At 67.1% G+C, this 24,473-nt stretch carries 21 protein-coding genes; 16 read left to right on the plus strand and 5 right to left on the minus strand.

What is annotated here, in order from left to right:
- Positions 1-7 precede the first annotated feature (7 nt).
- The 3 genes from mycP to CH276_RS27195 all read right to left on the minus strand — a co-directional run bounded on the left by mycP (position 8) and on the right by CH276_RS27195 (position 4,181).
- Complete coding sequence (gene mycP / locus CH276_RS27185; RefSeq protein ID WP_441344247.1) at positions 8-1,399, minus strand: type VII secretion-associated serine protease mycosin; 1,392 nt, start codon at positions 1,397-1,399, stop codon at positions 8-10.
- Positions 1,396-3,063 (minus strand): type VII secretion integral membrane protein EccD, encoded by a 1,668-nt coding sequence (eccD, locus tag CH276_RS27190; protein ID WP_094632401.1) that lies wholly within the window; start codon positions 3,061-3,063, stop codon positions 1,396-1,398. Before eccD ends, mycP begins: the two co-directional genes overlap by 4 nt.
- 128 nt (positions 3,064-3,191) lie before the next feature.
- The gene (locus CH276_RS27195; RefSeq protein ID WP_032397521.1) at positions 3,192-4,181 is read right to left on the minus strand and encodes an LLM class flavin-dependent oxidoreductase; all 990 of its coding nucleotides are present in this window, start codon (positions 4,179-4,181) and stop codon (positions 3,192-3,194) included.
- A 212-nt stretch (positions 4,182-4,393) separates the two neighbouring features.
- Here CH276_RS27195 and eccCa point away from each other — a divergent pair, with 212 nt between their 5' ends.
- The 8 genes from eccCa to glmM all read left to right on the plus strand — a co-directional run bounded on the left by eccCa (position 4,394) and on the right by glmM (position 13,806).
- Complete coding sequence (eccCa, locus tag CH276_RS27200) at positions 4,394-8,392, plus strand: type VII secretion protein EccCa (protein ID WP_094632403.1); 3,999 nt, start codon at positions 4,394-4,396, stop codon at positions 8,390-8,392.
- Positions 8,389-9,843 (plus strand): type VII secretion-associated protein, encoded by a 1,455-nt coding sequence (locus tag CH276_RS27205; RefSeq protein ID WP_094632405.1) that lies wholly within the window; start codon positions 8,389-8,391, stop codon positions 9,841-9,843. Before eccCa ends, CH276_RS27205 begins: the two co-directional genes overlap by 4 nt.
- 159 nt (positions 9,844-10,002) lie before the next feature.
- Positions 10,003-10,368, plus strand: a complete 366-nt coding sequence (locus CH276_RS27210; protein WP_176459470.1) for a WXG100 family type VII secretion target — start codon at positions 10,003-10,005, stop codon at positions 10,366-10,368.
- 64 nt (positions 10,369-10,432) lie between these two features.
- Positions 10,433-10,714 carry a WXG100 family type VII secretion target gene (locus CH276_RS27215; protein WP_032397518.1) on the plus strand — a complete coding sequence of 94 codons (282 nt, stop codon included), beginning with the start codon at positions 10,433-10,435 and terminating at the stop codon, positions 10,712-10,714.
- A 124-nt stretch (positions 10,715-10,838) separates the two neighbouring features.
- The gene (locus CH276_RS27220) at positions 10,839-11,180 is read left to right on the plus strand and encodes a TraR/DksA family transcriptional regulator (RefSeq protein ID WP_094632409.1); all 342 of its coding nucleotides are present in this window, start codon (positions 10,839-10,841) and stop codon (positions 11,178-11,180) included.
- Between the two features lie 199 nt (positions 11,181-11,379).
- Positions 11,380-11,823: a 50S ribosomal protein L13 gene (gene rplM / locus CH276_RS27225; protein WP_032397517.1), complete on the plus strand. Its 444-nt coding sequence runs from the start codon at positions 11,380-11,382 to the stop codon at positions 11,821-11,823.
- A complete protein-coding gene (rpsI, locus tag CH276_RS27230; protein WP_032397516.1) occupies positions 11,820-12,344 on the plus strand; it encodes a 30S ribosomal protein S9 in 525 nt (174 codons plus the stop codon). The genes rplM and rpsI overlap by 4 nt, the downstream gene beginning before the upstream one ends.
- A gap of 106 nt (positions 12,345-12,450) precedes the next feature.
- Positions 12,451-13,806, plus strand: a complete 1,356-nt coding sequence (glmM, locus tag CH276_RS27235) for a phosphoglucosamine mutase (RefSeq protein ID WP_094632411.1) — start codon at positions 12,451-12,453, stop codon at positions 13,804-13,806.
- 4 nt (positions 13,807-13,810) lie between these two features.
- On the opposite strand, the gene CH276_RS27240 is transcribed toward glmM, so the two are convergent.
- Positions 13,811-14,851: an LLM class F420-dependent oxidoreductase gene (locus tag CH276_RS27240; RefSeq protein WP_032397514.1), complete on the minus strand. Its 1,041-nt coding sequence runs from the start codon at positions 14,849-14,851 to the stop codon at positions 13,811-13,813.
- A gap of 151 nt (positions 14,852-15,002) precedes the next feature.
- On the opposite strand from CH276_RS27240, the gene CH276_RS27245 reads away from it, so the two are divergent.
- Genes CH276_RS27245 through CH276_RS27255 form a run of 3 tightly spaced genes read left to right on the plus strand, consistent with a single transcriptional unit; the run spans position 15,003 to position 17,364 of the window.
- Entirely contained in the window at positions 15,003-15,308 is a 306-nt protein-coding gene (locus CH276_RS27245; protein WP_094632413.1) for a type VII secretion target, read from the plus strand.
- On the plus strand, positions 15,305-17,098 hold the full coding sequence (locus CH276_RS27250; protein WP_094632415.1) for a hypothetical protein: 1,794 nt from the start codon (positions 15,305-15,307) through the stop codon (positions 17,096-17,098). Before CH276_RS27245 ends, CH276_RS27250 begins: the two co-directional genes overlap by 4 nt.
- Complete coding sequence (locus tag CH276_RS27255; protein WP_141214790.1) at positions 17,095-17,364, plus strand: hypothetical protein; 270 nt, start codon at positions 17,095-17,097, stop codon at positions 17,362-17,364. The genes CH276_RS27250 and CH276_RS27255 overlap by 4 nt, the downstream gene beginning before the upstream one ends.
- A 22-nt stretch (positions 17,365-17,386) precedes the next feature.
- On the opposite strand, the gene CH276_RS27260 is transcribed toward CH276_RS27255, so the two are convergent.
- Positions 17,387-18,247, minus strand: a complete 861-nt coding sequence (locus CH276_RS27260) for a dienelactone hydrolase family protein (RefSeq protein WP_032397510.1) — start codon at positions 18,245-18,247, stop codon at positions 17,387-17,389.
- Between the two features lie 98 nt (positions 18,248-18,345).
- On the opposite strand from CH276_RS27260, the gene glmS reads away from it, so the two are divergent.
- The 5 genes from glmS (at position 18,346) to tsaE (ending at position 24,458) form a co-directional block, all read left to right on the plus strand.
- On the plus strand, positions 18,346-20,208 hold the full coding sequence (gene glmS / locus CH276_RS27265; RefSeq protein ID WP_032397509.1) for a glutamine--fructose-6-phosphate transaminase (isomerizing): 1,863 nt from the start codon (positions 18,346-18,348) through the stop codon (positions 20,206-20,208).
- A gap of 8 nt (positions 20,209-20,216) precedes the next feature.
- The gene (locus CH276_RS27270) at positions 20,217-21,650 is read left to right on the plus strand and encodes an NAD(P)H-hydrate dehydratase (RefSeq protein WP_094632419.1); all 1,434 of its coding nucleotides are present in this window, start codon (positions 20,217-20,219) and stop codon (positions 21,648-21,650) included.
- An 80-nt stretch (positions 21,651-21,730) separates the two neighbouring features.
- Complete coding sequence (alr, locus tag CH276_RS27275) at positions 21,731-22,933, plus strand: alanine racemase (RefSeq protein WP_094632421.1); 1,203 nt, start codon at positions 21,731-21,733, stop codon at positions 22,931-22,933.
- A gap of 3 nt (positions 22,934-22,936) precedes the next feature.
- Positions 22,937-23,956, plus strand: coding sequence for an alpha/beta fold hydrolase (locus CH276_RS27280; protein ID WP_032397507.1), 1,020 nt, complete (start codon positions 22,937-22,939; stop codon positions 23,954-23,956).
- Complete coding sequence (gene tsaE, locus CH276_RS27285; RefSeq protein ID WP_094632423.1) at positions 23,949-24,458, plus strand: tRNA (adenosine(37)-N6)-threonylcarbamoyltransferase complex ATPase subunit type 1 TsaE; 510 nt, start codon at positions 23,949-23,951, stop codon at positions 24,456-24,458. The genes CH276_RS27280 and tsaE overlap by 8 nt, the downstream gene beginning before the upstream one ends.
- Positions 24,459-24,473 lie beyond the last annotated feature (15 nt).

Below are 24,473 nucleotides of genomic sequence, written 5' to 3' on the forward strand. Positions count from 1 at the left end.
GGCCGGTTCAATCGGATCTACCCCGTCGGCGCAGTGGCACCGACAGGGCGAGCCCGAGCGCCAGGATCGCCGCCACCAGCACCGAACCGGTGACGGCTGCGGTCCGCGGGCGATGATCCGGCGCAGGCGGTGGCAACGGCGCAGTCATCGCGACACTGTCCGCAGGCACCGACAGGGGAGCAGCCGTCACCGAATCGGTCACCGCGGCAAGCGGATCGACGATGCCGTGGCCGACGAGGGGATTCCACCCCTCGGCCGGCGCATGCGCCGTTCGTTGGATCCGGTCCACCACCTCCAGCGCCGACAACTCGGGGCGGTGGGCGCGCACCAGAGCCGCCACCGCAGCAACGAGCGGTGCGGCAAAGCTCGTTCCGGTCATGGGAACGACGCCATCGGTGCCCAGGGTGCCGTTCGCCAGTCCGTTTCCCGTCGGCGACAGTGAGGTCATATTCGAACCAGGAGCCGCGACGTCGACCCATGGACCGCCCAGGCTGAACGAAGACGGTGTGCCATCCGATTCGACCGAACCGACGGTCAACACGTCGTCGAACCACGCCGGAGTCGCGATGGTCGCGAAGGAGGCCCACGGGTCCGCGTCGGGCCGAAGCGGGTCCGTCATCGGGTTCTGGGCCCGGCAGGCCGCGCTGCCGAGATTACCGGCTGCTGCAACGACGACGACGTTCTTCTCTCGGACGGCGTACTGCACGGCCGCGCCGAGCGGACCGTCGGGCACACCGCCTCCGGCGGGCACGCAGGCGACCTCGGAGATGTTGATGACCGAGGCCCCCGCGTCCACCGCAGTTCGGATGGCCATGGCCATGGTGCGTACGTTGCCGTAGCCGGCGGCGTTCTCCGGCTCGCCCGCCTGCTCCTCCTCCGACCTGTTGTCGACGATCTGAAAGACATTGCTGGACTGACGAATCGACAGAATTCGTGCATCGGGTGCGCCTCCGGCGAATCCGCTGCCCGGTGCGGTCTGTGCGGCGATCAGGCCGGCGACCATCGTCCCGTGCGCGTCGCAGTCGAACAACCCGTCACCTGCGCTGACGTAGTCACCGCCGGCGATCAGACCCGGTAGGCGTGGATGAGCGGTCACTCCGGTGTCGATGACGGCGACCACTTGACCTGCCCCACGGGTGATGGGCCAGACCGATGCGAAGTCGAGGGCCTTCAGCGCGGTCGGCACGTCCTGAACATCGGTGGCCGCGGACGGAAGGGCGCAGGCATTCTTCTGTTCCGTGGGTTCGAGAGGGCCGGGAGGACTCGGCGGAGGCAGCTGGAACGGGTCGATCACCGGACGTTCGGCGCCTGCCGGATACACCCCGATGACCGCGTTCGAAAACAGGGCGAGAGCAGTGAACGCCGCGATGACGATCGTTCGCTGCCGGCGCGTTGTCACAGCCCGCGGACGACGCTGTACAGACCGCACACCCACACTGCGATCGGAATGACCAGGGCGATGGCCGCGTATTCCAGCAGTTCGGCCGACCGCCGCATCACCGGCGAGTACGTGCGTGTGGGCACGAAAGCTCCGAAGATCGATGCCGTCACCGCGCCGGCCAGTGCCGCACCGAACAGGGCGAGCGCGTGTTCGGGCAACGCAACGAGCGCACCGATCGACAGCGCCAGCAGAATCGTCGTTCCCCCTGCAACCAACGGAACTGCGTGCGTCACCACCGCATAGGTGCGTCCGCGCAGAAGCAGGACGAGCGCACACAATCCCGCGAGCGCGACCCCCGGCCACCGGACGCCACCGTCGGAATCGGCTGCTGCCGCAACCAGCACGCCCGCCACGACGGCAACAGTGAACGCCGACAGCAGGCCGGATAGACAGCTACGCGCCACAGCTGCGGAGGCCTGCAGATCCGCGAACGAGATCGCGTCGAGCTCGGCTTCCTCGACCGTGTCCAGCGGTGCTCCTGCGGTGGGAACCGGTGGAAGCGGCAACTTGGCCTGCATCATCGACACCCGGGCAGAGAGCGCAATTCCCGCCAGGCCGGTGAGAGCGACCGCGGTGCCGATCGACGGTTGGGGCACGGTGGTGAAAAGCGCGCACACCGACGCAGCGAACGTCAGAACTGCGAGCAAAATCGCAGCGGTGAACAGTGCGAACCCGGTCCCGCCGATGCGAAGGGACAGCAGAGCCACAGCGCCCGCCATGGCCGAACCCAGCATCAGCTGAGCCGCACCGAACTGCCCGGGTACCAGCACAGTTCCGCCGGTGAACATCAGCGCTACGGCACATCCGCCGAAGACGACAGCGACGGCGTACTGGTCGTACACCCGCCCCAGAATCACCCCCGCGATCGCGAAGAGAATCGACGCAGTGACGGCAGCGAATCCCTCGACGACACTGCCGACATGCTCGGCTCCCGCACGGATCGGCTCCCGCGCCAGGACCGCGCATGCCACCAACACCGACAGACCGGTGACGACCGAACCCACCGTGCGCGCCGTACGCGCAGTCCACTGCCGAACATCGTCACTACCCGACCGTGCAACCGAATACATGAGGTCGTCGAACAGGGGAACCGGAGCGGGCCGCTCGGCCACACCCAGCACGAGCAATTCCCCGTCGCGCACCGACAGCTCGGACAACGTCGCAGTCGGCGACAACGGTGGAAACCCGATCCGCGCAAGCGTCCACGCCACCGGCAACCCGTCCGACACGGGATCCCCGTCGCTCGGCACACCGCCTCCCGAACCAGGCCGCACTCCCGCTCTCCCGGGTCGTTCCGCGGGCTCCACTCCCGCTCTCCCGGGTCGTTCCGCAGGCTCCACTCCCGCTCTCCCGGGTCGTTCCGCAGGCTCCACTCCCGCCGCCGCAATCATGTCGACGATTCCTGGAACGAGAAGGGAAACAGGAACGTCGATCGGCAGCGCCATGTCCACCTGCGTGGACCTGGCCAACACCGTCACCCGACAGACGTCCTGCGCGAAGACGGACTGTGCGCCCGATGCCCGCCGACTCGCGTCCGGCGCGGTGGGCGATTGTGTCGGATCGGCAGGTGCCGTGCGCGGTGGCACAATGCCGGCCGATGGACGGCTGTCGGCGCGTGTCATGAAGATCCCCCCGGATACGTACGATTCGCGTGCCGATGCCCGCCCCAGTGGGCATCGGTGTCCAAACCTTACGACATCGCTGCGACAATCAACCGGTCGTCGGAATCCACCTGCGACGTGCGCAGCTCTCAGGCAGGAACCAGATCGCTGACCTGTGCGAGCAACTCGAACGAGCGAAGCCACGACGCGCGGTCGGACACACCGGACGCGACGATCAGCTCGTCCGCCCCTGTGCGTTCGGCGAATCGATCGAGATAGTCCTTCACCATGTCAGGAGTGCCCACCGCCGAGTACTTGGTCATGTTCGCGATCTGTTGGCCCGCAGGCGCTTCGAGGACCATGTCGGCTTCCTCGTCGGTGAAGGTTCGGCCGCGGCCGAGCAGCAGGCTGACGCGACTGCGCTTGGTGCGCAGGAACTGAGCCTGTGCCTCGGCCATCGAATCGGCCGCGATCACGTTCACACCCACGATCAGGTGCGGCTCCGACAGTTGCGCGGACGGTCGGAAGTCTCGCCGATAGATCTCGACGGCCTGCTCGAGGGCGTCGGGTGCGAAGTGCGACGCGAAAGCATAGGGCAGGCCGAGTGCGGCCGCGAGCTGCGCGCCGAACAGCGAGGACCCGAGGATGTACAGCGGTACCTCGGTACCCGCGCCGGGAGTCGCGCTCACTCCGGGAATCAGGGACTCCGCCGACAGGTAGCCCTGCAGTTCCTGGACATCCTGGGGAAAGCGATCTGCCGACGCGGGATCTCGCCGCATCGCCCGCATCGTCACCTGGTCGCTGCCGGGGGCGCGGCCGAGACCCAGATCGATCCGTCCCGGGTGCAGCGTCGCCAGAGTGCCGAACTGCTCGGCGATGGTCAGCGGCGCGTGATTGGGAAGCATGATCCCGCCGGATCCGAGCCGGATTCGCTCGGTGTTGGCAGCGACATGCGCGATGAGCACCGACGTGGCCGACGACGCGATCGTCTTCATGTTGTGGTGCTCGGCGTACCAGATGCGTCGGTATCCCCAGTTCTCGGCATGCTGAGCGAGAGTGACGCTTGCATCGAAGCTGTCGCGGACTGTTTCGCCCTCGCCCACATGAGCGAGATCGAGGATGGACAAGGGTACGGACACGGTTGGGGCCAGCCTTTCGTTCGTCGAGCACGCGGCAGAAGAGCCACATCGATGTGCAACGGCGTCGGGCAGCGTTCTATTTCTCGACCGTCCGACGGGCGTGACGGCAGCTGTGGACCGGCCGGTCTTCGATGCGTTAGCCTGTCGTCCTGCGGCCTCGGGGGGAGGCCGCCGCGATGGGGTTCTGGGGGCGTGGCCGTGGGGGCGGATCGATGAGTACCGTGCACTTCGTTCGCGGTGCCAGACGGGAAGTGCCTCGATCTCCCGGCGGTGAAGTCACCCTGCAGTCGCCACCCGAGATCCCGCGCGCGGTGCCGGGCAATCTGCTGATGAAGCTGATGCCGCTGGTGATGGTGGCCGCGATGGTGGGGATGGTCGCGCTGATGTTCACCTCCGGGGCAGCGGCGAACCCGATGATGTTGATGTTCCCGGCTATGATGTTGATGTCCATGGTGGGGATGTTGGCAGGCGGCGGGAAGTCGGGCGGAGCGCGTGCGGCCGAGGCGAACGAGGATCGCAAGGACTACCTCCGCTATCTGGATCAGCTCCGCCGCGACGTCGCCGAGACCGAGCGCGCACAACGCAGAGCCCTCGAATGGAGTCACCCGGCACCCGAGACGTTGTGGTCGATCGCCGGAACCGAGCGCATGTGGGAACGGCGACTGTCGGATCCGGATTTCGCGCACGTACGAGTCGGCTGTGGGGATCAGCGGCTCGCCACTCGACTGGTTCCGCCGGAGACCGGGCCGGTGGAAGAACTCGAACCCGTCTCGGCAGTGTCTCTGCGCCGCTTCGTGCGAGCTCATTCGGTGGTGGCCGCGCTGCCGACCGCGGTGTCACTGAGAGGATTCGCGGCGCTGTCCGTATCGGGAGATCGCGACGCGGCCCGGGCGATGGTGCGCGCGATGTTGGCCTCGCTGTGCAGCTTTCACGGACCCGACCATGTCGCTGTCGCGATCGTCTGCGGGCCGGACACCGTGCAGCAATGGGAGTGGGCCAAGTGGCTCCCGCACACTCAGCACGACGCTCTGCGCGACGGTGCCGGGTCCGCTCGGATGATCTTCGGCAGCTTCCTCGAACTCGAGGGAGCACTCGGCGACGTGCTGTCCATGCGCAATCGGTTTGCGCGCGGAGCTGTTCCCGTCGCAGGCGTCGTGCAGTTGCTGATCGTGGTGGACGGCGGGCTTCTGGACAACCGATCGACCGATCTCACCGACACGGGCCTCGATTCCGTCACGATCATCGATCTGTCCGGCCTGTGTCCCGGACTCGCCGCATCGCGTGGCCTTCGGCTGTTCGCCGAGAACGGATCCATCGGAGCGGTCAGCGGAACCACGGTCGAGGTGTTCGCCGTCGCGGATTCGATGAGCACCACCCAGGCGCACACCGTGGCTCGACGCCTGTCGCCGTATCGTGCGCCGTCGTCCTCGTCCGTCGTCGATGTCGTCGACGACGGCGGAGTCCCGATCTCGGGATGGAACAGCCTGGTCGGTATAGCCGATGTCGGTGCACTCGACACGGACCGAGCGTGGACGACGCGGCGCGGACGCGAGAGGCTGCGGGTACCGATCGGTGTCGCCCCCGACGGCAGCGCCGTCGAGATCGATCTGAAGGAATCCGCCGAGAACGGTATGGGACCTCATGGATTGTGCATCGGGGCAACGGGTTCGGGAAAATCGGAGTTCCTCCGCACACTCGTGCTGGGCTTGGTGTCGACTCACTCGCCGGACCAGCTGAACCTGGTGCTCGTCGACTTCAAAGGCGGTGCGACGTTCGCAGGCCTGGAGTCGGCACCGCACGTGGCCGCGGTCATCACCAACCTGTCCGAGGACCTGGCGTTGGTGGATCGAATGCGCGATGCGCTGGCCGGTGAGATGAACCGTCGGCAGGAATCGCTGCGTTCGGCCGGCAACTTCGCGAACGTCTCCGACTACGAGAGGGCACGAGCCGCGGGAGCGGATCTGGCACCGATGCCCGCCTTGTTCGTGGTGGTCGACGAATTCTCGGAATTGCTCAGCCAGCAACCGGAATTCGCCGAGTTGTTCGTCGCGATCGGTCGGCTCGGACGTTCTCTGCACATGCATCTGCTGCTCGCCAGTCAGCGCCTCGAAGAAGGAAAGTTACGCGGTCTCGACAGTCACCTGTCCTATCGAATAGGCCTGAAGACGTTCTCCGCGAACGAGTCTCGATCGGTGCTCGGAGTTCCCGACGCCTATCATCTGCCTGCACAACCGGGTGCGGGCTACCTCAAGTGCGATTCGGCCGAGATCGTCAGGTTTGCCGCGGCGTACGTCTCCGGCCCGTACTCGCCGCCGCGTTCCGGTCCTGGCGTTCGGCCCTCACTCGGAGGCGACATCGGGCCGAGGCCCTTCACCGCCTACGCGGTACCGCTCGACTCGGTCGATCTCGGCCGCATCGAGGCTGCCACTGCGCCCGAGGCAGAACCGGATCCGGTCGACTCCCGGAGCACCGGCCCGACGGTGTTGGATGTGGTCGTCGGACGAATTCGGGGTCGCGGAACGCCGGCCCACGAGGTGTGGTTGCCGCCGCTGGACACCGCACCGACGTTGAACCGGTTGCTGCCCGACTCGGTTCTGACCGAGCGCATCGGTCCGCTCGCCGCCCTGCGTGCCCCGATCGGCATCATCGACCGGCCTTTCGATCAGCGCCGTGATCTGCTGACCGTCGATCTGTCCGGTGCTGCGGGCCACGTCGCCATCGTCGGTGCCCCGCAATCGGGTAAGTCGACGGCGCTTCGGTCCTTGATCTTGGCGCTCGCGATGACGCATTCGCCGGCGCAGGTCCAGTTCTACTGCCTGGATTTCGGCGGCGGAACGCTGGCCGGGCTGGCCGATCTGCCGCACGTCGGATCGGTGGCCAACCGGCTCGATGTCGACCGGGTTCGGCGGACCGTGGCCGAGGTCGCCGGCGTCGTTCGGCAGCGAGAGAAGACCTTCCGTGATCGCGGGATCGACTCGATGGCGGAGTTCCGACGGCGTCGTGCAGCGCACCCCGTCGACCCCGAGGATCGGTTCGGTGACGTCTTTCTCGTCATCGACGGCTGGCCGTCCATCAGGTCCGATTTCGAGAGTCTCGAACAGCAGATCGCAACCTTGACGACGCAGGGCCTCGCCTTCGGTCTGCATCTGATCCTCACCGCCTCTCGGTGGGCGGAAGTTCGGCCCGCGACCAAGGACCTGATCGGTACTCGACTGGAACTGCGGCTGGGAGATCCGTCGGATTCGGACATGGGCCGAGCCAAGGCCGCGAGCGTTCCCGAAGGGCGTCCGGGCCGGGGTATGACCAGGGACGGACTGCATCTGCTGATCGCACTTCCACGAGTGGACGACGTCTGTTCCGTCGACGGACTCTCTCGCGCGGTCGGTGAGTCGGTCGCCGCGATCTCGGCTGCATCTGCGGGAACCCCGGCACCGCCGGTGCGCATGCTGCCCGAGCTGCTCGAACGATCCGCGATCGTCGATCGGCTCGGTGATACGTGGCCACGAATCCGCGGCGGTATCCCCGAGCTCGGAGTTCCAATCGGCATCGACGAAGCCGAGTTGGCACCGGTCGTGGTCGATTTCGCGGAGAATCCACACTTCGTCGTGTTCGGTGACAGCGAGTGCGGCAAGACCTCTCTGTTGCGCGGAATCTGTCGATCGCTCGTCGAGGCCAACTCGTCCGACACCGTCAAACTCGTCGTCGCGGACTACCGCCGAACTCTTCTCGGCGCAGTCGATTCCGAGCATCTGGCCGGGTACGCGGCCTCCCAGGCGACGCTGACGGCCATGCTCGTCGACCTCGCGGGCCGCATGGCCGACCGCATGCCGGGGGCGGACGTGACGCAGCAGCAGCTTCGCGAGCGGTCGTGGTGGAACGGCCCCGAGGTGTTCGTCGTCGTCGACGATTACGATCTGGTCGCCACGTCGTCGGGAAATCCGTTGGCCCCGTTGGTGGAACACCTTCCCCATGCACGAGACATCGGGCTGCATCTCATCGTGGCGCGTCGTTCCGGCGGGGCAGGCCGGGCGCTGTTCGACCCGGTGATCGGACGGTTGCGCGATCTGGTCACGCCGGGACTGGTCATGAGCGGAAGCCGCGACGAAGGGAATCTGCTCGGGACGGTACGTCCCAGTGCCATGCCGCCCGGACGTGGGGTGTTCGTCGACCGCTCGGGCCAGGCACTCGTTCAGCTCGGACATTCGAGTTGACGAGCCCCTCGTGGCGTTATGCCGCAGTGCATCTGGGCTACACGCAGATCTCCGTCGTCGCGACGGCCGGAGCCTTCGAGGGTCCGAGAGAGAGCGTCGGATCGGCGTTCGCCACGGCCGAGGGTGGTCGTCTGGTGTTCGGCCGGGGCACGGAGGGAGACGAGATTTCGCCCCTGCTCTGTATCGACGATGCGTCGGTCCCGGTGGGGAGCTCGGTGTGGGACCGGGAGGCGGTACTGCACGGAATCGTGTGGTCGGCCCTGAACGGTGCCGGGGTGCACGACCGACTCGACGTGCTCGAGATCGCGTATCCATCGACCTGGGGCGAGCAACGGACGAGCATCCTTCGTGCACTGTTTGCGACCTCGGCGAACGAGGTGGTGCTCGTGGAGACGGCCGAGGCGGCCCTGTCGTGGTCGGGTGAACGCGCGCCGTCCGCCGCGGTCGTCGTCGAAGTCGGGCCTCTCGACACGTCCGTCGTCGTTCTCGACGAATCGGGGGCGCACGGCGGAGACACCGGCGCGATCCTGCCCTTCGGTACGGGTGACGACGACGGTTGGCGACGAGCGGTCGGGGAGTACGTCCGGTCGTCGGTCACGAACTGCCCCGACGAGGTGTACGTGGTGGCGGCGCCCCGCGTCGGAGAGGATCCCGTCGCCGATCACCCCACTCGATGGTTGACCGGACTCGATGTCGCCCGGTCGCTGTATCGGCGAGCCGGGGCGGATCTCGTCCCCGCGCCATCGGTCCGTGCTGCGACGACGCGATCGGCGGCATGGCTCGACGACGTGGCCGCCCCGCCGCGGCCGCGGGAGAAGCGGCGTCCCCAGCTGCTCGCGGCCGTGAGTGCGGCAGCAGCGGTCATCGTATTCGTCTGCGCAGCTGTGTATTTCACCGGACGTCCTCCCGTTGCTTCCGATAGCGTTGCAGCGCAACCGTTGTCGCCTACCGAGGCCCCGAGTGCTGTGTCGTCCCTCGTCGAACCGTTACCGACCACGACGACCGACCCGCCGACGCCGGTCGAGACGGTGACGTTCGTGTCCGGGCGGGTGTCGATGCGGTTGCCGGACACCTGGACGAAGGTGGACGAAGCGGACCGCATGGTGCTGATTCCGCCGACCCCACCCGAGCGTCGGATCGTCGTCACCGTGGCAGAGCTGTCACCGGGTTCGACGCAGCAGCAGGTTGCCGACGAGCTTCGGTCGGCCATCGATGCCCGTGGGCCGGATTCCACCATCGGATCGCTCGAATCCACCCGCGATTTCGGCGGCCGCGTCGGGATCGCCTACACCGAGAGACCGATCGACGACTCGACGGTGCTGTGGCGCGTGTTCGTCCAGTCCGACCTTCAGGTCAGCATCGGCTGCCAGTTCGAGGGAGACGACGCGACGGTGATCGACGCCGAATGCGGTCAGGCAACGCAGACTCTGGACATCGTTGCGCCGTCGTGAGAGCGGCCCACAGTTTTTCGTGCACGGCCGGAACCGAATCGAGGGGTCGTTGCGTCCAAGGAGATGTAGGGGAGTGAGCGGGCCGACAGTGGCCTCTCGGTCGATCGGCACGTGCGCCGCGGGTGCATGTGAATCGAGTATCGGAGACAAGGAGTCGAAGTGGGATATCCAGGGGGACCGGAAGTTACGGGTTCGTCGAACGGCGTCACGGTCACACCGCAGGAGCTCGTGGCCGCCGGTGCCACGATCGAAGGCCTGAGTGTGTCGATCAACGCGTCCAATTCGGCCGTTCGGTCGATCGTCGAGCAGACCGCCGAGGCGTGGGTCGGCAAGGCAGGCAAGTCTTTTCAGGACGTCATGGCTCAGTGGGACACCAGTGCGCAGAAGATGCGGAGCGCGCTCGAGCAGATCTCCGCGGACATCAAGACGAACGGCCACGGCTATTCGGACGCCGACGACGACAACGTGTCGGCCGTGAACCAGGTGGCCGGATCGCTGAATTCGGGACTGTCCTCGTTCAGGTGAACGTGCATCCGGTGACCACACGACAATCCACACGACCACGCTCGACCAAGGAGACCGATCCGACATGAAATACGACTTCGCGCAGATCGCGGCGCTGACCGAGGCGATGAACAAGCAGGCGAACGTGACCAAGGACCTTCTCGGGGACGTGGACAGCACCGCGAAGCGGCTCTACCAGTCGTGGGAGGGCGACGCGATGACGTCCTACTACGAGCTGCAGCGTCAGTGGAGCTCTGCATCCGACGAGCTCAACCTCATTCTGTCGAGCCTCGTCGCGGCCGCCCGCACCGGTGGCGAGACGATGCACGGCGTCGAGATGGCCAACAAGGCGCGGATGGCTCGCTGACCCGTCGTCACGAAGAGCGGAAGCCCCGACCGAGACCTCGGTCGGGGCTTCCGTCTTCCTCCAGCTCGGTTCTCGTGAGCCGGAGAAACTGGTCACGACGGCGGTCCGGGTGTCTACTGGTTCGGTGACGGACGTCGGAGCAGTACTTGGGGCCGAGCGGTCTCGTGCCGACCGTCGACTGGCGTCGCTTCGGGCCGAACTTGCGTCGGTGATCGAAGGATCGCGGCTGACCACCGACGACGACGAGCACGATCCCGAGGGGTCGACGATCGCGTTCGAGCGAGCGAAGATCGCCGCGCTGATCACCGACACCCAGTCGGAGATCCGCGAGATCGACGCGGCGGTCTCGCGGCTCACGGCCGGGACCTACGGTTCCTGCGAGCGGTGCGGAAGCGAGATCCCGGCGATCAGGCTCGAGGCTCTTCCCGCTGCCCGTCGATGCATGCAGTGTGTGCGCCTGCGCTGACGAGGTCGACGAGTCGAGGCGTCGACGAGCGGAGGTGTTTTGACCTGGGCGTCCGCTCCCGGTATCGTTCCCCGTTGGCGTGTATGGGCTCGCCGCGTACTTCTGTGCGTATCGAGCTCTTGTCCTCGGGTCTCAACTGGCCGCCGAGGGCATCCACTCGTCTTGGCCAGCAGCGACATCATGAAGACAGGAATTTTCTGTGTCTACTTACGCCCCGAAGGCCGGGGACACCACCCGGACGTGGCATGTGATCGACGCCACGGACGTCGTGCTCGGACGCCTCGCCGTCCAGGCCGCGACTCTGCTCCGCGGTAAGCACAAGCCCACCTACGCACCCAACGTCGACGGTGGCGACTTCGTCGTCATCATCAACGCCGAGAAGGTTGCCATCAGCGGCAACAAGCTCGACGGCAAGTTCCACCACCACCACTCCGGCCATCCGGGCGGTCTGAAGTCGCGCTCGACCCGTCAGGTCCTCGAGAGCAACCCCGATCGTCTCGTGGAGAAGGCCGTCGTCGGCATGATCCCCAAGAACAAGCTCGGTAATGCCATCGCGAGCAAGCTGAAGGTCTACGCGGGACCGAACCACCCGCATGCCGCTCAGCAGCCCGTTCCGTTCGAGATCAAGCAGGTGTCCCAGTGACGGCGCCGGAGGGAAATGACGTGACGTCGCAGGAGAACATCGAAGAGATCGCCGCCGACGAGTTCGTGGCAGTCGAAGATCCCGAGGTCGTCTCGGACATCGAAGCCGCAGCCGCTCCGGCCCCGATCGTGTTCGATCGCCCGATCCAGACCGTCGGTCGCCGTAAGGAAGCCGTCGCTCGCGTTCGGCTGTCCTCGGGCACCGGCGGATTCAAGCTCAACGGCCGCACCCTCGAGGATTACTTCCCCAACAAGGTGCACCAGCAGCTGATCAAGGCTCCGCTCGTTCTGGTGGACCGCGCAGAGTCCTTCGACATCGTCGCGCTGCTGCACGGCGGCGGACCGTCGGGACAGGCAGGCGCACTGCGTCTGGCCATCTCGCGTGCACTGATCGAGCTTGCACCCGACGATCGCCCGCCGCTCAAGGCCGCGGGCTACCTCACGCGTGACGCGCGTGCAGTCGAGCGCAAGAAGTACGGCCTGAAGAAGGCCCGTAAGGCGTCGCAGTACTCCAAGCGCTGACGCGTCTTACCCGTTTCATCCTCGAGGGCAGGCATCCAGCAGTATCGGACGCCTGCCCTCGAGGCATTTTCCACCACATTCTCTCCGCTCGAAGGGGTCTTGGTTCATGGCGCGATTGTTCGGCACCGACGGAGTTCGGGGACTTGCGGGCGGGGTTCTGACCGCTGAGCTGGCGTTGAGGATCGCGCGAGCCGCAGCCGCCGTGTTGGCACCGAACGTCGACGGCGTCAGGGCCGTCGCAGTGGTCGGTCGTGATCCGCGGGTGAGTGGGGCGATGCTGAGCGCAGCCGTGTCCGCCGGACTCACCGCATCGGGTGTCGACGTGATCGACGTCGGCGTACTGCCCACACCCGCAGTCGCCTACCTCACCGCCGAATACGACGCGGCGCTCGGCGTGATGATCTCGGCGTCCCACAATGCGATGCCCGACAACGGAATCAAGATCTTCGCTGCCGGTGGACACAAGCTGGACGACGACGTCGAGGACCGGATAGAAGCTGCCCTCGATCCCGAGGGGCGCTCCCGGAACGACGAACCGCCCTACGACGCCACCGGTGCAGCGATCGGCCGTATCGAACTCGCGCACGACGCCGCGGCGCGCTACACCGAACATCTGGCCGGATCGGTATCGCATCGACTCGACGGCGTGACCGTCGTGGTCGATTGCTCGCACGGTGCCGCCTCGGTCGTCGGGCCCGAGATCTACCGGCGGGCCGGTGCGACGGTCGTGGCGATCAATGCAGAACCCGACGGTCTGAACATCAACGACGGGTGCGGGTCGACGCACCTGGAGGGCTTGCAGAAGGCCGTCGTCGAGCACGGAGCCGACCTCGGGATCGCGCACGACGGCGACGCGGACCGATGCCTCGCCGTCGATGCGTCGGGTTCCGTGGTGGACGGCGACGCGATCATGACGGTACTGGCCATCGCGATGCACGACGCGGGCCACTTGACCGACGACACGTTGGTCGCGACGGTGATGAGCAACCTCGGTCTGCACATTGCGATGCGCGAGGCCGGAATCACGTTGCGCACCACCGCGGTCGGAGATCGGTACGTGCTCGAGGAGTTGCGCCGCGGCGGCTTCGCGCTCGGTGGCGAGCAGAGTGGGCACGTGGTGCTGCCCGCGGTCGGAACGACCGGAGACGGGATCGCCACGGCGCTGCGACTGATGGAGCGGATGGCGCAGACCGGGCGTTCGCTCGCGGATCTGGCGTCGGCCATGCGGACCCTGCCGCAGGTTCTGATCAACGTGCGCGTGTCCGACAAAGCAGCGGTGGCGTCGGCACCGTCGGTGTCGGACGCGGTGGCGTCGGCCGAACGGGAACTCGGGGAATCGGGTCGAGTTCTGTTGCGCCCCAGCGGTACCGAGCAGTTGGTGCGTGTGATGGTCGAAGCGTCCGAACTCGACGTCGCGACCCGGCTCGCCGAAGAGCTGGCGGGCCGGGTCGCGTCGGTCTGACGTCTCAGGCGGTGAGTTCGCGCAGTGCGGTCAGCTGCGCGACGCGTCCTGCGGTGTTCTCGGCGAGCGGCGCGACGTTGAGAGTGGTCACACCGGCCTCGGCGAAAGCTGCCACTCGCTCCTTGACGAAGCTTTCCGGGCCGATGAGGTTGACCGCGCGAGCGAGCTCGTCGGGCACTGCCGCGGCGGCCTCCTCCTTCTTGCCTGCCAGGTACAGGTCCTGGATCTTCTCGGCCTCGGCCTCGTACCCGTATCGCTGGGCCAAGGAGTTGTAGAAGTTCTTGCCCTTGGCTCCCATGCCGCCGATGTACAGCGCCAGGTGTGGCTTGACCCAGGGGAGGTACTTCTCCGCATCCTCGCCGATGGCGAGGGTGGGACTTGCGAAGACCTGCAGTTCGCCGAGCGACGGGTCACGCTTGGCCTTGCCTGCGGCGAGCGACTCGCCCCACACGTCGGCGGCCTTCTCCGGGAAGTAGAAGATGGGCTGCCAACCTTCGGCGATCTCGGCGGTGAGTTCGACATTCTTGGGTCCGAGTGCGGCGATGACGACCGGAATGCGGTCGCGCACAGGGTGATTGATCAGCTTCAGGGGCTTGCCCAGGCCGGTTCCCCGGTCGGCGGGCAGTGGAATCTGGTAGTACTTGCCCTGGTGCTGCACCTTCTCGCGGCGCCAGACCTGGCGGCAGATCTCGATGACCTCGCGGGTTCGGGCGATGGGTGCGTCGTACTTGACGCCGTGGAAGCCCTCGACGACCTGTGGTCCCGACGCGCCCAGTCCGAGTACGAACCGGCCGTCGGAGACGTAGTCGAGACCGGCGGCGGTCATGGCGGTCAGTGACGGAGTCCTGGTGTAGATCTGGAAGATGCCGGAGGCGATCTTGATCGTGCTCGTCTTGGCCGCGAGGAACCCGAGTTGGCTGACGGCGTCGAACGAGTAGGCCTCGGGCACGAAAATGATGTCGAGACCCGCCTTCTCGAGCTCGGCCACCTCGGCGACGGTCTCGTTGAAACCACCGCTGTAGTTCAGCATCGTTCCGATGTGCATGGGACTCCTCGTTCGGTGAGCAGCTGGTGCAGCCACTTCAGGTACCTGTTACTGACATTTCACATCGGGACGTTACCGCTCTCTGCGGAACCGATGTGAGTCGGCGCACGTCATAGTGAGATAGGGGCACTGCGAGGGGGGACGGGAACGTATGAGCGATGGGGTTCGGGTGGACGTGGACCGAGTTCGCGGCGTGGCGGATGCATTGGCGTTGTCGGCGGAGGCGCTCGGCGACGCAGCCGATTCCGTGGCGGACGCAGGCTTCGGTACCGCGGGGGCAGGACGGATCTACGGTGACCTGGGCGCTGCCTATTCCCAGGCGCACCTCGGGCTCGGGCGTGCCGTCAGGGCCTGGCGGTCCTCGGTCGAGGACATTTCCGAAGCCCTCACCACCGCGATGAACGAGTACGAGCAACAGGACGACTCCGCCTCGTACGCGATCGAGTCACACCGGTGACACTTCCGTCGGCCTCGTCCGGTGACGGGGCGTCCATCGACGACATTCTCGATGCCAACGCACAAGGACTGCTGTACTTCGAGCGCTTCCTGCCGCTGGCGAGCCGCGTTCCGGGCGTCGACATCCCGCGATATCAGGACGTGTGCGCCAGGTACGACGAGCAGCGCGGACTGAACCTGGGCGCGCTCGGAGCCGATGCCGACGCCGTCGGGACGGTGTCCGCCGTACTCACCGATCAACTCGAGGAGCAGGTGCAACTTCGCCGGGTCCTTCAGTTGCGGTGGCACGGTGATGCGGGGGAGGCGGTTCGGACCTACCTCTCGGCCGAACAGGAGAAGGCTTCTCAGTTCCTGGCGTCGATCGAGGACTCTCATCAAACGATGTGTGCGGCCGTCGACGTTCTCCGTGACGCCGTGACCGACAAGGCCGAGCTCGTAGGCGGCATCGACATCGAGCTGGTGGACGGCAAAGATGTCGACCAGATCGACGCGATCGTCGTTGCGTCGGGAATCGAGTGCCTCCCGGTAGATCGAGAGGCGGTGTTCCCGCGATTGGCGTCTGCGTTCGAGGATCTGAAGGACAGGGCGCTCGGCGGTGATGTCTCCGACGAGTTCGCCGCCGAGGTGACCGAACGCTGCAGGCGATGGATCGACACCGAGTTCGTACCGCGGGTGCAGGGTACGTGCGAGGCAGTCCTCGCAGCATGTACTGCCACGGACATCGCCGTCGAAAGATGTCTGGCATTGGTGGTGGACGTTCTGGGAAGTGTTCACGAGCCATCGTTCGGCGAACTCGACGAGAGCAGTTGGGCGATGGAACCCGGGGCGTCGGCGCTGTGGCCGGGGCCCGACGGCTCGTCCGCCGACCCGGGTCCGGCCGAGATCGGTTCTGCACCGGCCGTTTCCGGAGCCGAACCTGCAGCCGTCGGTTCGGCCGCGGTCGGACCTGCTGCGGTCGGACCTGCGTCGGTCGGACCGGCGGCGTCACAGCCGGGCGGCCACGGACCGGCCGGCGCAGACACCGTGCTTTCGGCCGGATATCCGACCGCTGACAACCCCGCCGGTGACGAGGTGCGGGATTCTCTGGACGGGCTCGTGGATCGAGTCGTCGCCGGCATCGTCGACCGGATCGACGATGCACTGACCGAGACGATCGACGGTCGAGATCTCGACGGTTCCGGCGACACCGCAGTCGACAGCCGGGCCGGGGAGAACGACACGAAGGACGCTGCTCCGGACGGGACCGGCGACCAGCGACCCGAGCCGGCTCCGCTGCCGCCGCCCGGGCAGGCGTCGCCCACGCCCGGCGACGAGCGTGGTCATCTCGAGGCCGAGCTCGATGGGCATCGGGCCCGCATCGCGCTCGAACACGACGGTGTGGTGTCCCTCGAACTCGAGACTCCCGGACTCGGAACACGCTCGTTCGAGATCAGAATAGGACCGTTCGGCCTACCCGAGATCGTCGAGATTCCCGGAGTCGCCGACGCGGTGGACGTACCGGCTCCGGCTTCGGCGTTGCCGTCCGAACCCGTGCTCTCGTCCGAACCGGTGCCTGCGACCGAGCCGGTCCCTGCGGCGGAATCGGTGCTCCCATCCGAGCCGGTCCCTGCGACCGAGCCGGTGCTTCCGTCCGAGGCCGATTCGGATGTGCAGGCGCAGTGCTCACCCGAATCGCCCGACCTCGAGCAGCCCGCCGAACAACACCCGGTGGCTGCCGACAGACCGGTGGCCGATGCACAGCCCGCCGCCCCGAGCACGGGTGCGGGCCTGAGCGAAGCAGGGGCGCTGTGAGCACCGACACTGGGTGGCGACGGGAGCTGCATCGAATACGCGACGAGCACCGGGCCGCGATGTCGCGGGCGGCCGAGGCGTTGAGCCGGGCGCAGGCTCCTTCAGTCGACCGAGACGACCGACGTTCGGCCGAGGTGAGCGGAGCGGACTCCGACGTCGAGCCGAGGTCGGGCTCGGTGCTGCAACCGGCTCACCTGGACCGGCGAGAACCCCCACCGCGTGTCGAGACCGACCCCGACGACGGTCCGCGATCGTGGCTGGTGTGACACCGTTCGGTGATGATGGGGGCTAGCCCCGTCCGAGCAACGCCTTGATCGAAGCCGTGGCCTTGGGCTTGGGCTGCTCGTCCAGTGGTGCATGTGGATCGACCGCTCGGGTGCCGTCGATGTCTCCTGCGGTTCCGGCCAGTTCTTCGTAGTCGGAGTCGCCGGTCAGATGAAACAGCAGGAAGGCGGTCAGGACGGCGCGGGTGCGTTGCTGAGTCTTGCGGTCGGGCTTGTTGATGCCGAGTGCGCCGAGGATCCGGCGGCCTTCGACGAATCCGTCTGCCGTCGAGCCGTCGACTCGCCGCAGAATGGACGGTCCGTTCCAGGCCTGGGCGAGCGCGAGTGAGTTGTCGGTGAGCGAGTCGGCGTTCGAATTGTCTCCGACGACGAGTCCCGGCACGGTGAGGCCCGCGGCGGCGTCCTCGGACGAGGGTGCCGTCGGAGCGGGGAACAGCGCGGCGACGGCCTTGATGTCGGATCGCCGGGAGGCGGCGAGAACTGCGGTGCCTGCACCCATCGCGTGACCGGCCGTGGCGAGTTTGTCCGGATGCACGCTGATGTTGCCCGGGCCCAATCGGACGCCCGTCATGATGTCGAGCACAGTGCCCAGATCGGTGGCAAGACCGCGATGGGACGGTACGAGCCCGCGCTCGGTATCCGGTGCCGCAACCACGATGCCCCAGGACGCGAGATGCTTCAGGGTGTCGGTGTAGTGCTGGGGGCGCAGCATCCAGCCGTGTGCGAAGGCCACGCCGGGCAGGCCGAAGCCCTCGGCGGGGGTATAGACGACACCGGGTTGCCCGGCGAGGGCCAGGTCGCCTCGGAGCACCTTGTGCGGGCCGCGCTTGGAGAGAGCAGATGCCAGCTTCTTCGGTTTCGCCACGAGAGATGACGCTACCGAACCGCGGCGCGTCAGGTGACGGGGACACGTCCACCCGAGCGAATGGGTCGTGCGCGCCCCGCCGAGTACCCTGATTGTCCATGTGCGGAATCGTGGGTTACGTCGGCCACCGCCCAGCTCTGGGTGTGGTGGTCGAGGCGCTTCGGCGTATGGAATATCGGGGTTACGACTCTGCGGGCATAGCAATTCTCGACGGCGCGGGAGCCACGGCAGTCGAGCGCAAGGCCGGTCGCCTGGCCAATCTCGAAGCGGAACTGGACGACATCGGCACCGACACGTTCGTCGGCACCACCGGAATGGGACACACCCGTTGGGCGACGCACGGCCGTCCCACCGACCGCAACGCGCACCCGCATCGTGACGCGTCCGGCACCGTCGCGGTGGTGCACAACGGCATCATCGAGAACTTCGGTCCGCTGCGTGCGGAATTGGAAGCCGTCGGAATCGAGTTCCTGTCCGACACCGACACCGAGGTGGCCGTCCATCTCGTCTCGCGGGCCTACGCCGACGGCCCGACGGCCGGCGATTTCGTGGCCAGCGCGAAAGCAGTTCTGCGTCGCCTCGAGGGTGCGTTCACCCTGGTGTTCACCCATTCCGATCACGCGGACACGATCGTCGCGGCTCGTCGCTCGACGCCCCTGGTACTCGGTGTCGGCGAGGGTGAGATGTTCCTCGGGTCCGACGTCGCTGCGTTCATCGAGCACACCCGCGACGCCGTCGAACTCGGGCAGGATCAGGTCGTCGTCATCACCGCCGACGGCTACGACATCAGCGATTTCGAGGGCAACGAGGCGCAGGGACGTCCGTTCCGAATCGACTGGGACCTGGCAGCCGCCGAGAAGGGCGGCCACGACTACTTCATGCTCAAGGAGATTCAGGAGCAGCCCGCTGCTGTGGCGGATACGTTGCTCGGTCACTTCGACAACGGTCGAATCGTGCTCGACGAGCAGCGATTGTCCGACCAGGAGCTGCGCGACGTCGACAAGGTGTTCGTCGTGGCCTGCGGTAGCGCGTACCACTCCGGCCTGCTGGCCAAGTACGCGATCGAGCACTGGACCCGGCTGCCGGTCGAGGTGGAACTGGCCAGCGAATTCCGGTACCGCGACCCGGTTCTCGACCGTTCGACCCTCGTCGTGGCCATCTCGCAATCCGGTGAGACTGCGGACACACTCGAAGCCGTTCGGCACGCCAAGGACCAGAAGGCGCGGGTTCTCGCGGTGTGCAACACCAACGGCTCGCAGATTCCACGTGAGGCCGACGCTGTGCTCTACACGCGGGCCGGTCCGGAGATCGGCGTCGCGTCGACCAAGGCCTTCCTCGCCCAGGTCACCGCGAACTATCTCGTCGGACTGGCGTTGGCGCAGGCACGCGGCACCAAGTACCCCGACGAGGTCGCGCGCGAATTCGCCGAACTCGAAGCGATGCCCGAGTTGGTGCAGCGGGTGCTCGAGACGGTCGAACCGGTTCGGGCACTCGCGCGCGAGCTCTCGACGGCCACGACCATTCTGTTCCTCGGCCGACACGTCGGATACCCCGTTGCTCTCGAGGGCGCGCTCAAGCTCAAGGAACTCGCGTACATGCACGCCGAGGGTTTCGCGGCGGGCGAGCTCAAGCACGGTCCCATCGCGCTCATCGAGGACGGTGTCCCGGTGATCGTCGTGATGCCTTCGCCCAAGGGTCGGGCGGTGTTGCACTCGAAGATGCTGAGCAACATTCGCGAGATCCAGGCGCGTGGGGCGAGAACGGTCGTCATCGCCGAAGAAGGCGACGAGGCAGTGCGGCCCTTCGCGGACAACTTGATCGAGATCCCGGCGGCCTCGACGCTGTTGCAGCCGCTGTTGTCGACGATCCCGCTTCAGGTCTTCGCCGCCGAGGTCGCCCAGGCACGCGGCTACGACGTGGACAAGCCGCGCAACCTGGCCAAGTCCGTCACCGTCGAGTAGCGATCGGCATGCGCGGCTACTACACACCCGAGCAGATTCGGAACGCGGAAGCGCCGCTGCTGGATTCCCTGCCGAACGGCGTGCTGATGCGCCGCGCCGCGTACGGATTGGCCGCGGTCGTGGCAGGCGAGCTGACCGTGCGTACGGGCGGCGTCGTGGGGCGGCGGGTGACGATTCTGGTCGGTACCGGCGACAACGGCGGCGACGGTCTGTGGGCAGGGGCGTTCCTGCGTCGGCGCGGCGTCTCGGTCTCGGCACTCCTACTCGATCCGACGCGGGCGCATCCCGAGGGTCTCGCGGCCCTGCGATCGTCGGGTGGACGCGTGGTGAGCAGGTGCGGACCTGCCGATCTCGTGGTCGACGCCATCGTGGGCATTTCCGGCAAGGGCCCGTTGCGGCCCGATGCTGCTGCGGTGGTCGAGCAGATCACTGCTCCGATCGTGGCCGTGGACGTGCCCAGTGGAGTCGACGCGGAGACCGGTGCGGCACCGGGGCCTGCCGTGTCGGCCGCTGTGACGGTGACGTTCGGTGCGCGCAAGCCGGTTCACGCGTTGGCCGTACCTCGTTGCGGCCGAATCGAACTCGTGGACATCGGCTTGAAGCTGCCGGCTCCGGCGATGACCTCCTTCGAGCCGGTCGACGTGGGACGGATATGGCCGATCCCGACAGCTACCGACGACAAGTACTCGCAGGGGGTGGTGGGTGTTCTGGCCGGCAGCGACACGTTCCCCGGTGCCGCGCTGCTCTGTGTGGGAGCGGCGGTCGCGGCGACCTCCGGAATGGTCCGCTACGTGGGTAGCGCAGGCGCAGAGGTTGTCTCGCACTACCCGGAGGTCGTGTCCGCCCCGAATCTCGACGCGGCAGGGAAGGTGCAGGCGTGGGTGGTCGGTCCCGGATTCGGCACCGACGAGGAGTCGGCGGAGATCGTGCGTCGAGTTCTGGACACGGATCTGCCCGTCGTCGTCGACGCGGACGCGCTCACGGTCCTCGCCCGCAACGAGCGCTGGGTCGCCGGACGTGCGGCACCGACTCTGCTGACCCCGCATGCCGGGGAGTTCGCCCGCCTGACCGGATCCGACCCGGCACCCGACCGAGTGGGATCGGTCCGAGATCTCGCCGCGCGCTGGGGCGTCACCGTGCTCCTCAAGGGACGAGCGACGATCGTCGCCGATGCGGACGGCACCACGTTCGTCAGCGACGCCGGAGGGTCGGCGGCGTCGACCGCGGGCTCGGGCGACGTACTGTCGGGCATCCTCGGGGCCCTGCTCGCGTCGGGGATGGCACCGTCCACTGCGGCTGCCTGCGGCGCGAAGGTCCACGCACTGGCCGCGGCCCGTGCGGCTCACGGGTCGGACGGAGAATTCGCGGCACCCATTTCTGCGAGCCCACTGTGCGAGTCCATCCGCGACGCCATCCGAACCGTGCGCTCGCTCACGATGTGACCCCGGTCGTGCGTGGCCCACGTTCGATGTCGGATGTGTCACGGGTTGTGGCACCCTGATCCGTCGTATCCGCGGCTCGGATGGCACTATCGAATGTTGTGAGTATCGGTTGTGGCGACGAGGAGACCGATCCTCGGACGGGTTCGGGTGCCGTCGCGACCGTCGACCTCGACGCAGTTGCGCACAACGTCCGCGTGTTGCAGCAGTTCGCCGGGGACGCCGCCGTGATGGCGGTCGTCAAGGCCGACGGATACAACCACGGTGCCGTCGAGGTAGCACGCGCCGCGGTCGCCGCGGGGGCGCAGGAGCTCGGCGTCACCACCATCGGTGAGGCCCTCGAGCTCCGTGCTGCTGGTGTGACCGTCCCGGTGTTGGCGTGGCTGCACCGAACGGACTCCGATTTCGCGGCGGCGATAGCCGGGCAGGTCGGGATCGGGGTATCCACGGCTGCCCAGCTCGACGCTGTGGTCGACGCTGCACGCAGGGTCGGTTCCACCGCTGATCTCTCGCTCAAGATCGATACCGGGCTCAATCGCAACGGGGTCGCGGAACCGGATCTCGACGCCGTTCTCGACGCTACTGCCGTCGCGGTCGCGGAGGGCGCTGTGCGATTGACCGGAATGTTCTCGCATCTGGCCTGCTCCGACGAACCGGCTCACCCCGCCAACGACGCCCAGGCCGAGCGGCTTCGCGACGCGGTGCGGCGCGCCACCCGGCGCGGAACCCCTCCCGCCGTCGTGCACCTGTCCAACTCGGCAGCGGCGCTGACCAGACCCGATCTCGGTTTCGACATGGTCCGCCCGGGTATTGCTCTGTACGGCCTGTCCCCGGTGCCCGAACTGGGAACGTTCGACTTGCACCCGGTCATGACTCTCACGGCGCAGGTGGCGAACATCAAGAAGGTGAGCGAAGGTGAATCTGTGTCCTACGGCTACACCTGGACCGCTCCCGCCGACACCGTGGTCGCCCTCGTCGCTCTCGGATACGCCGACGGGGTCGTCCGTCGCCTCAGCGGGCGGTTCGAGGTGACCATCGCAGGTCGTCGCTATCCCTCCGTCGGGCGCGTGTGCATGGATCAGTTCGTCGTCGACCTCGGCGGCAGTGACTCGGGTGTCGCAGTCGGCGACGAGGCGTTACTGTTCGGACCGGGGGACAGGGGAGAGGCGCACGCCCAGGATTGGGCAGACGCGCTCGAGACCATCAGCTACGAAGTCGTGACCGGCGTTCGTGGACGTGTTCGGCGACGGTTCGTCGGCGCTCGCTCAGGGGAGGCGACGATCTAGATCATGCTCGGATTGCTGGAGAGTATTGCAATTGTGGTGCGCGAGACGGCGTTCCGGTCCAACAAGGACCCGCTGGCCACCGAGAACCTCGACCTGATGGACGCAGACCGGGGCAGCATCGTCACGGCGGACGACGGTGTACCCCTCGCGGTGCGCGAGGTGGGTCCGGCGGACGCCGAGACCACCGTGATCTTCGTCCACGGTTACTGCCTGCGCATGTCGTCCTGGCATTTCCAACGGCGGGCGCTCGAACAGCAGTGGGGTTCGACAGTGCGCATGGTCTTCTACGACCAGCGCGGTCACGGGCGTTCCGGGGTACCGAGCCCGGAGAGCTGCACCATCGGCCAGCTCGGCCTCGATCTCGATGCGGTGATCCGCTCGGTGGTACCACGCGGACGCATCGTTCTGGTCGGGCACTCGATGGGCGGCATGTCGATCCTGTCCATGGCGCGGCAACGGTCGGAGGTTCTGCGGCAGCGAGTCATCGGAGCGGTCCTGATCTCGACGACTGCTGCCGGTCTCGCGCAGTCCGGGGTGGGTCGTAGTCTGCAGAACCCGGCGGTCGATGCGTTCCGCGCGGCAGTGCGGACGTCACCGGGCCTGGTGCAGTTCGGCCGCGGCGCGGTACGTGCGCTCATCTCGCCGGTCCTGCGCGCGGCGTCGTACGGCACCCGGGTCTCGCCGCGGTTGGTGGCGTTCTCGCAGTCGATGATCGACGACACCTCCGTCGTCACGATCGTCAACTTCCTCGAGACGCTCGAGTTGCACGACGAGTCCGAAGCGCTGCTGGAATTCGAGAACATTCCGGTGTCGGTGGTGTGCGGGGACGAGGATTGGATCATTCCGTTCGCCAGCTCGGAGGCTCTCGCTCAGGCCCTGCCGCGTTCGGAGATGGTGCGGGTGCGCCAGGGTGGGCACCTGGTTCAACTCGAATTCCCCGAACAGGTCAACGGCGCGATACAGCGGCTCGTGGCACGGGCGACGGAGGCCGCGGGCAAGAAGCGACGGTGGGGCGTTGTCTGACGAGCCGCTGACCTTGCCGGTGGACGTCGAATTGGTCACTGCCGCAGACACCGCCGAGTTCGGTGCGCGACTGGCGGACGTTCTGGTCGCAGGCGATCTGGTGATCCTCGACGGCCCGCTCGGGGCCGGAAAGACCGCCATGACCAAGGGGATCGCGGCCGGACTCGGTGTGCAGGGCCGCGTCACCTCGCCGACGTTCGTCATCGCGCGAGAGCATCGGCCCGGCCCACGGCCCCGTGGGCTACCGCCGGTTGCGCTGGTCCACGTCGATGCTTATCGGCTCGGGATGACGGGGCAGTCGGCCGTCGACGAACTCGATGCACTCGACCTCGATACCGACCTCACCGACGCCGTCGTCGTGGTCGAGTGGGGCGAGGGATTGGTCGAGAAGCTGACGGACGGCCATGTGTCGGTTCGTCTGACGCGTGATCCGGACTCCGATGTTCGCCGCGCGATTGTGAGTCGGGTGCCCGGCGGGGCGGACCCGCGAGATCGATCCTGACCGGGTACCGGGTGT

The organism is Rhodococcus sp. 06-470-2 (genome assembly GCF_002258235.1).
GTDB lineage: Bacteria > Actinomycetota > Actinomycetes > Mycobacteriales > Mycobacteriaceae > Rhodococcoides.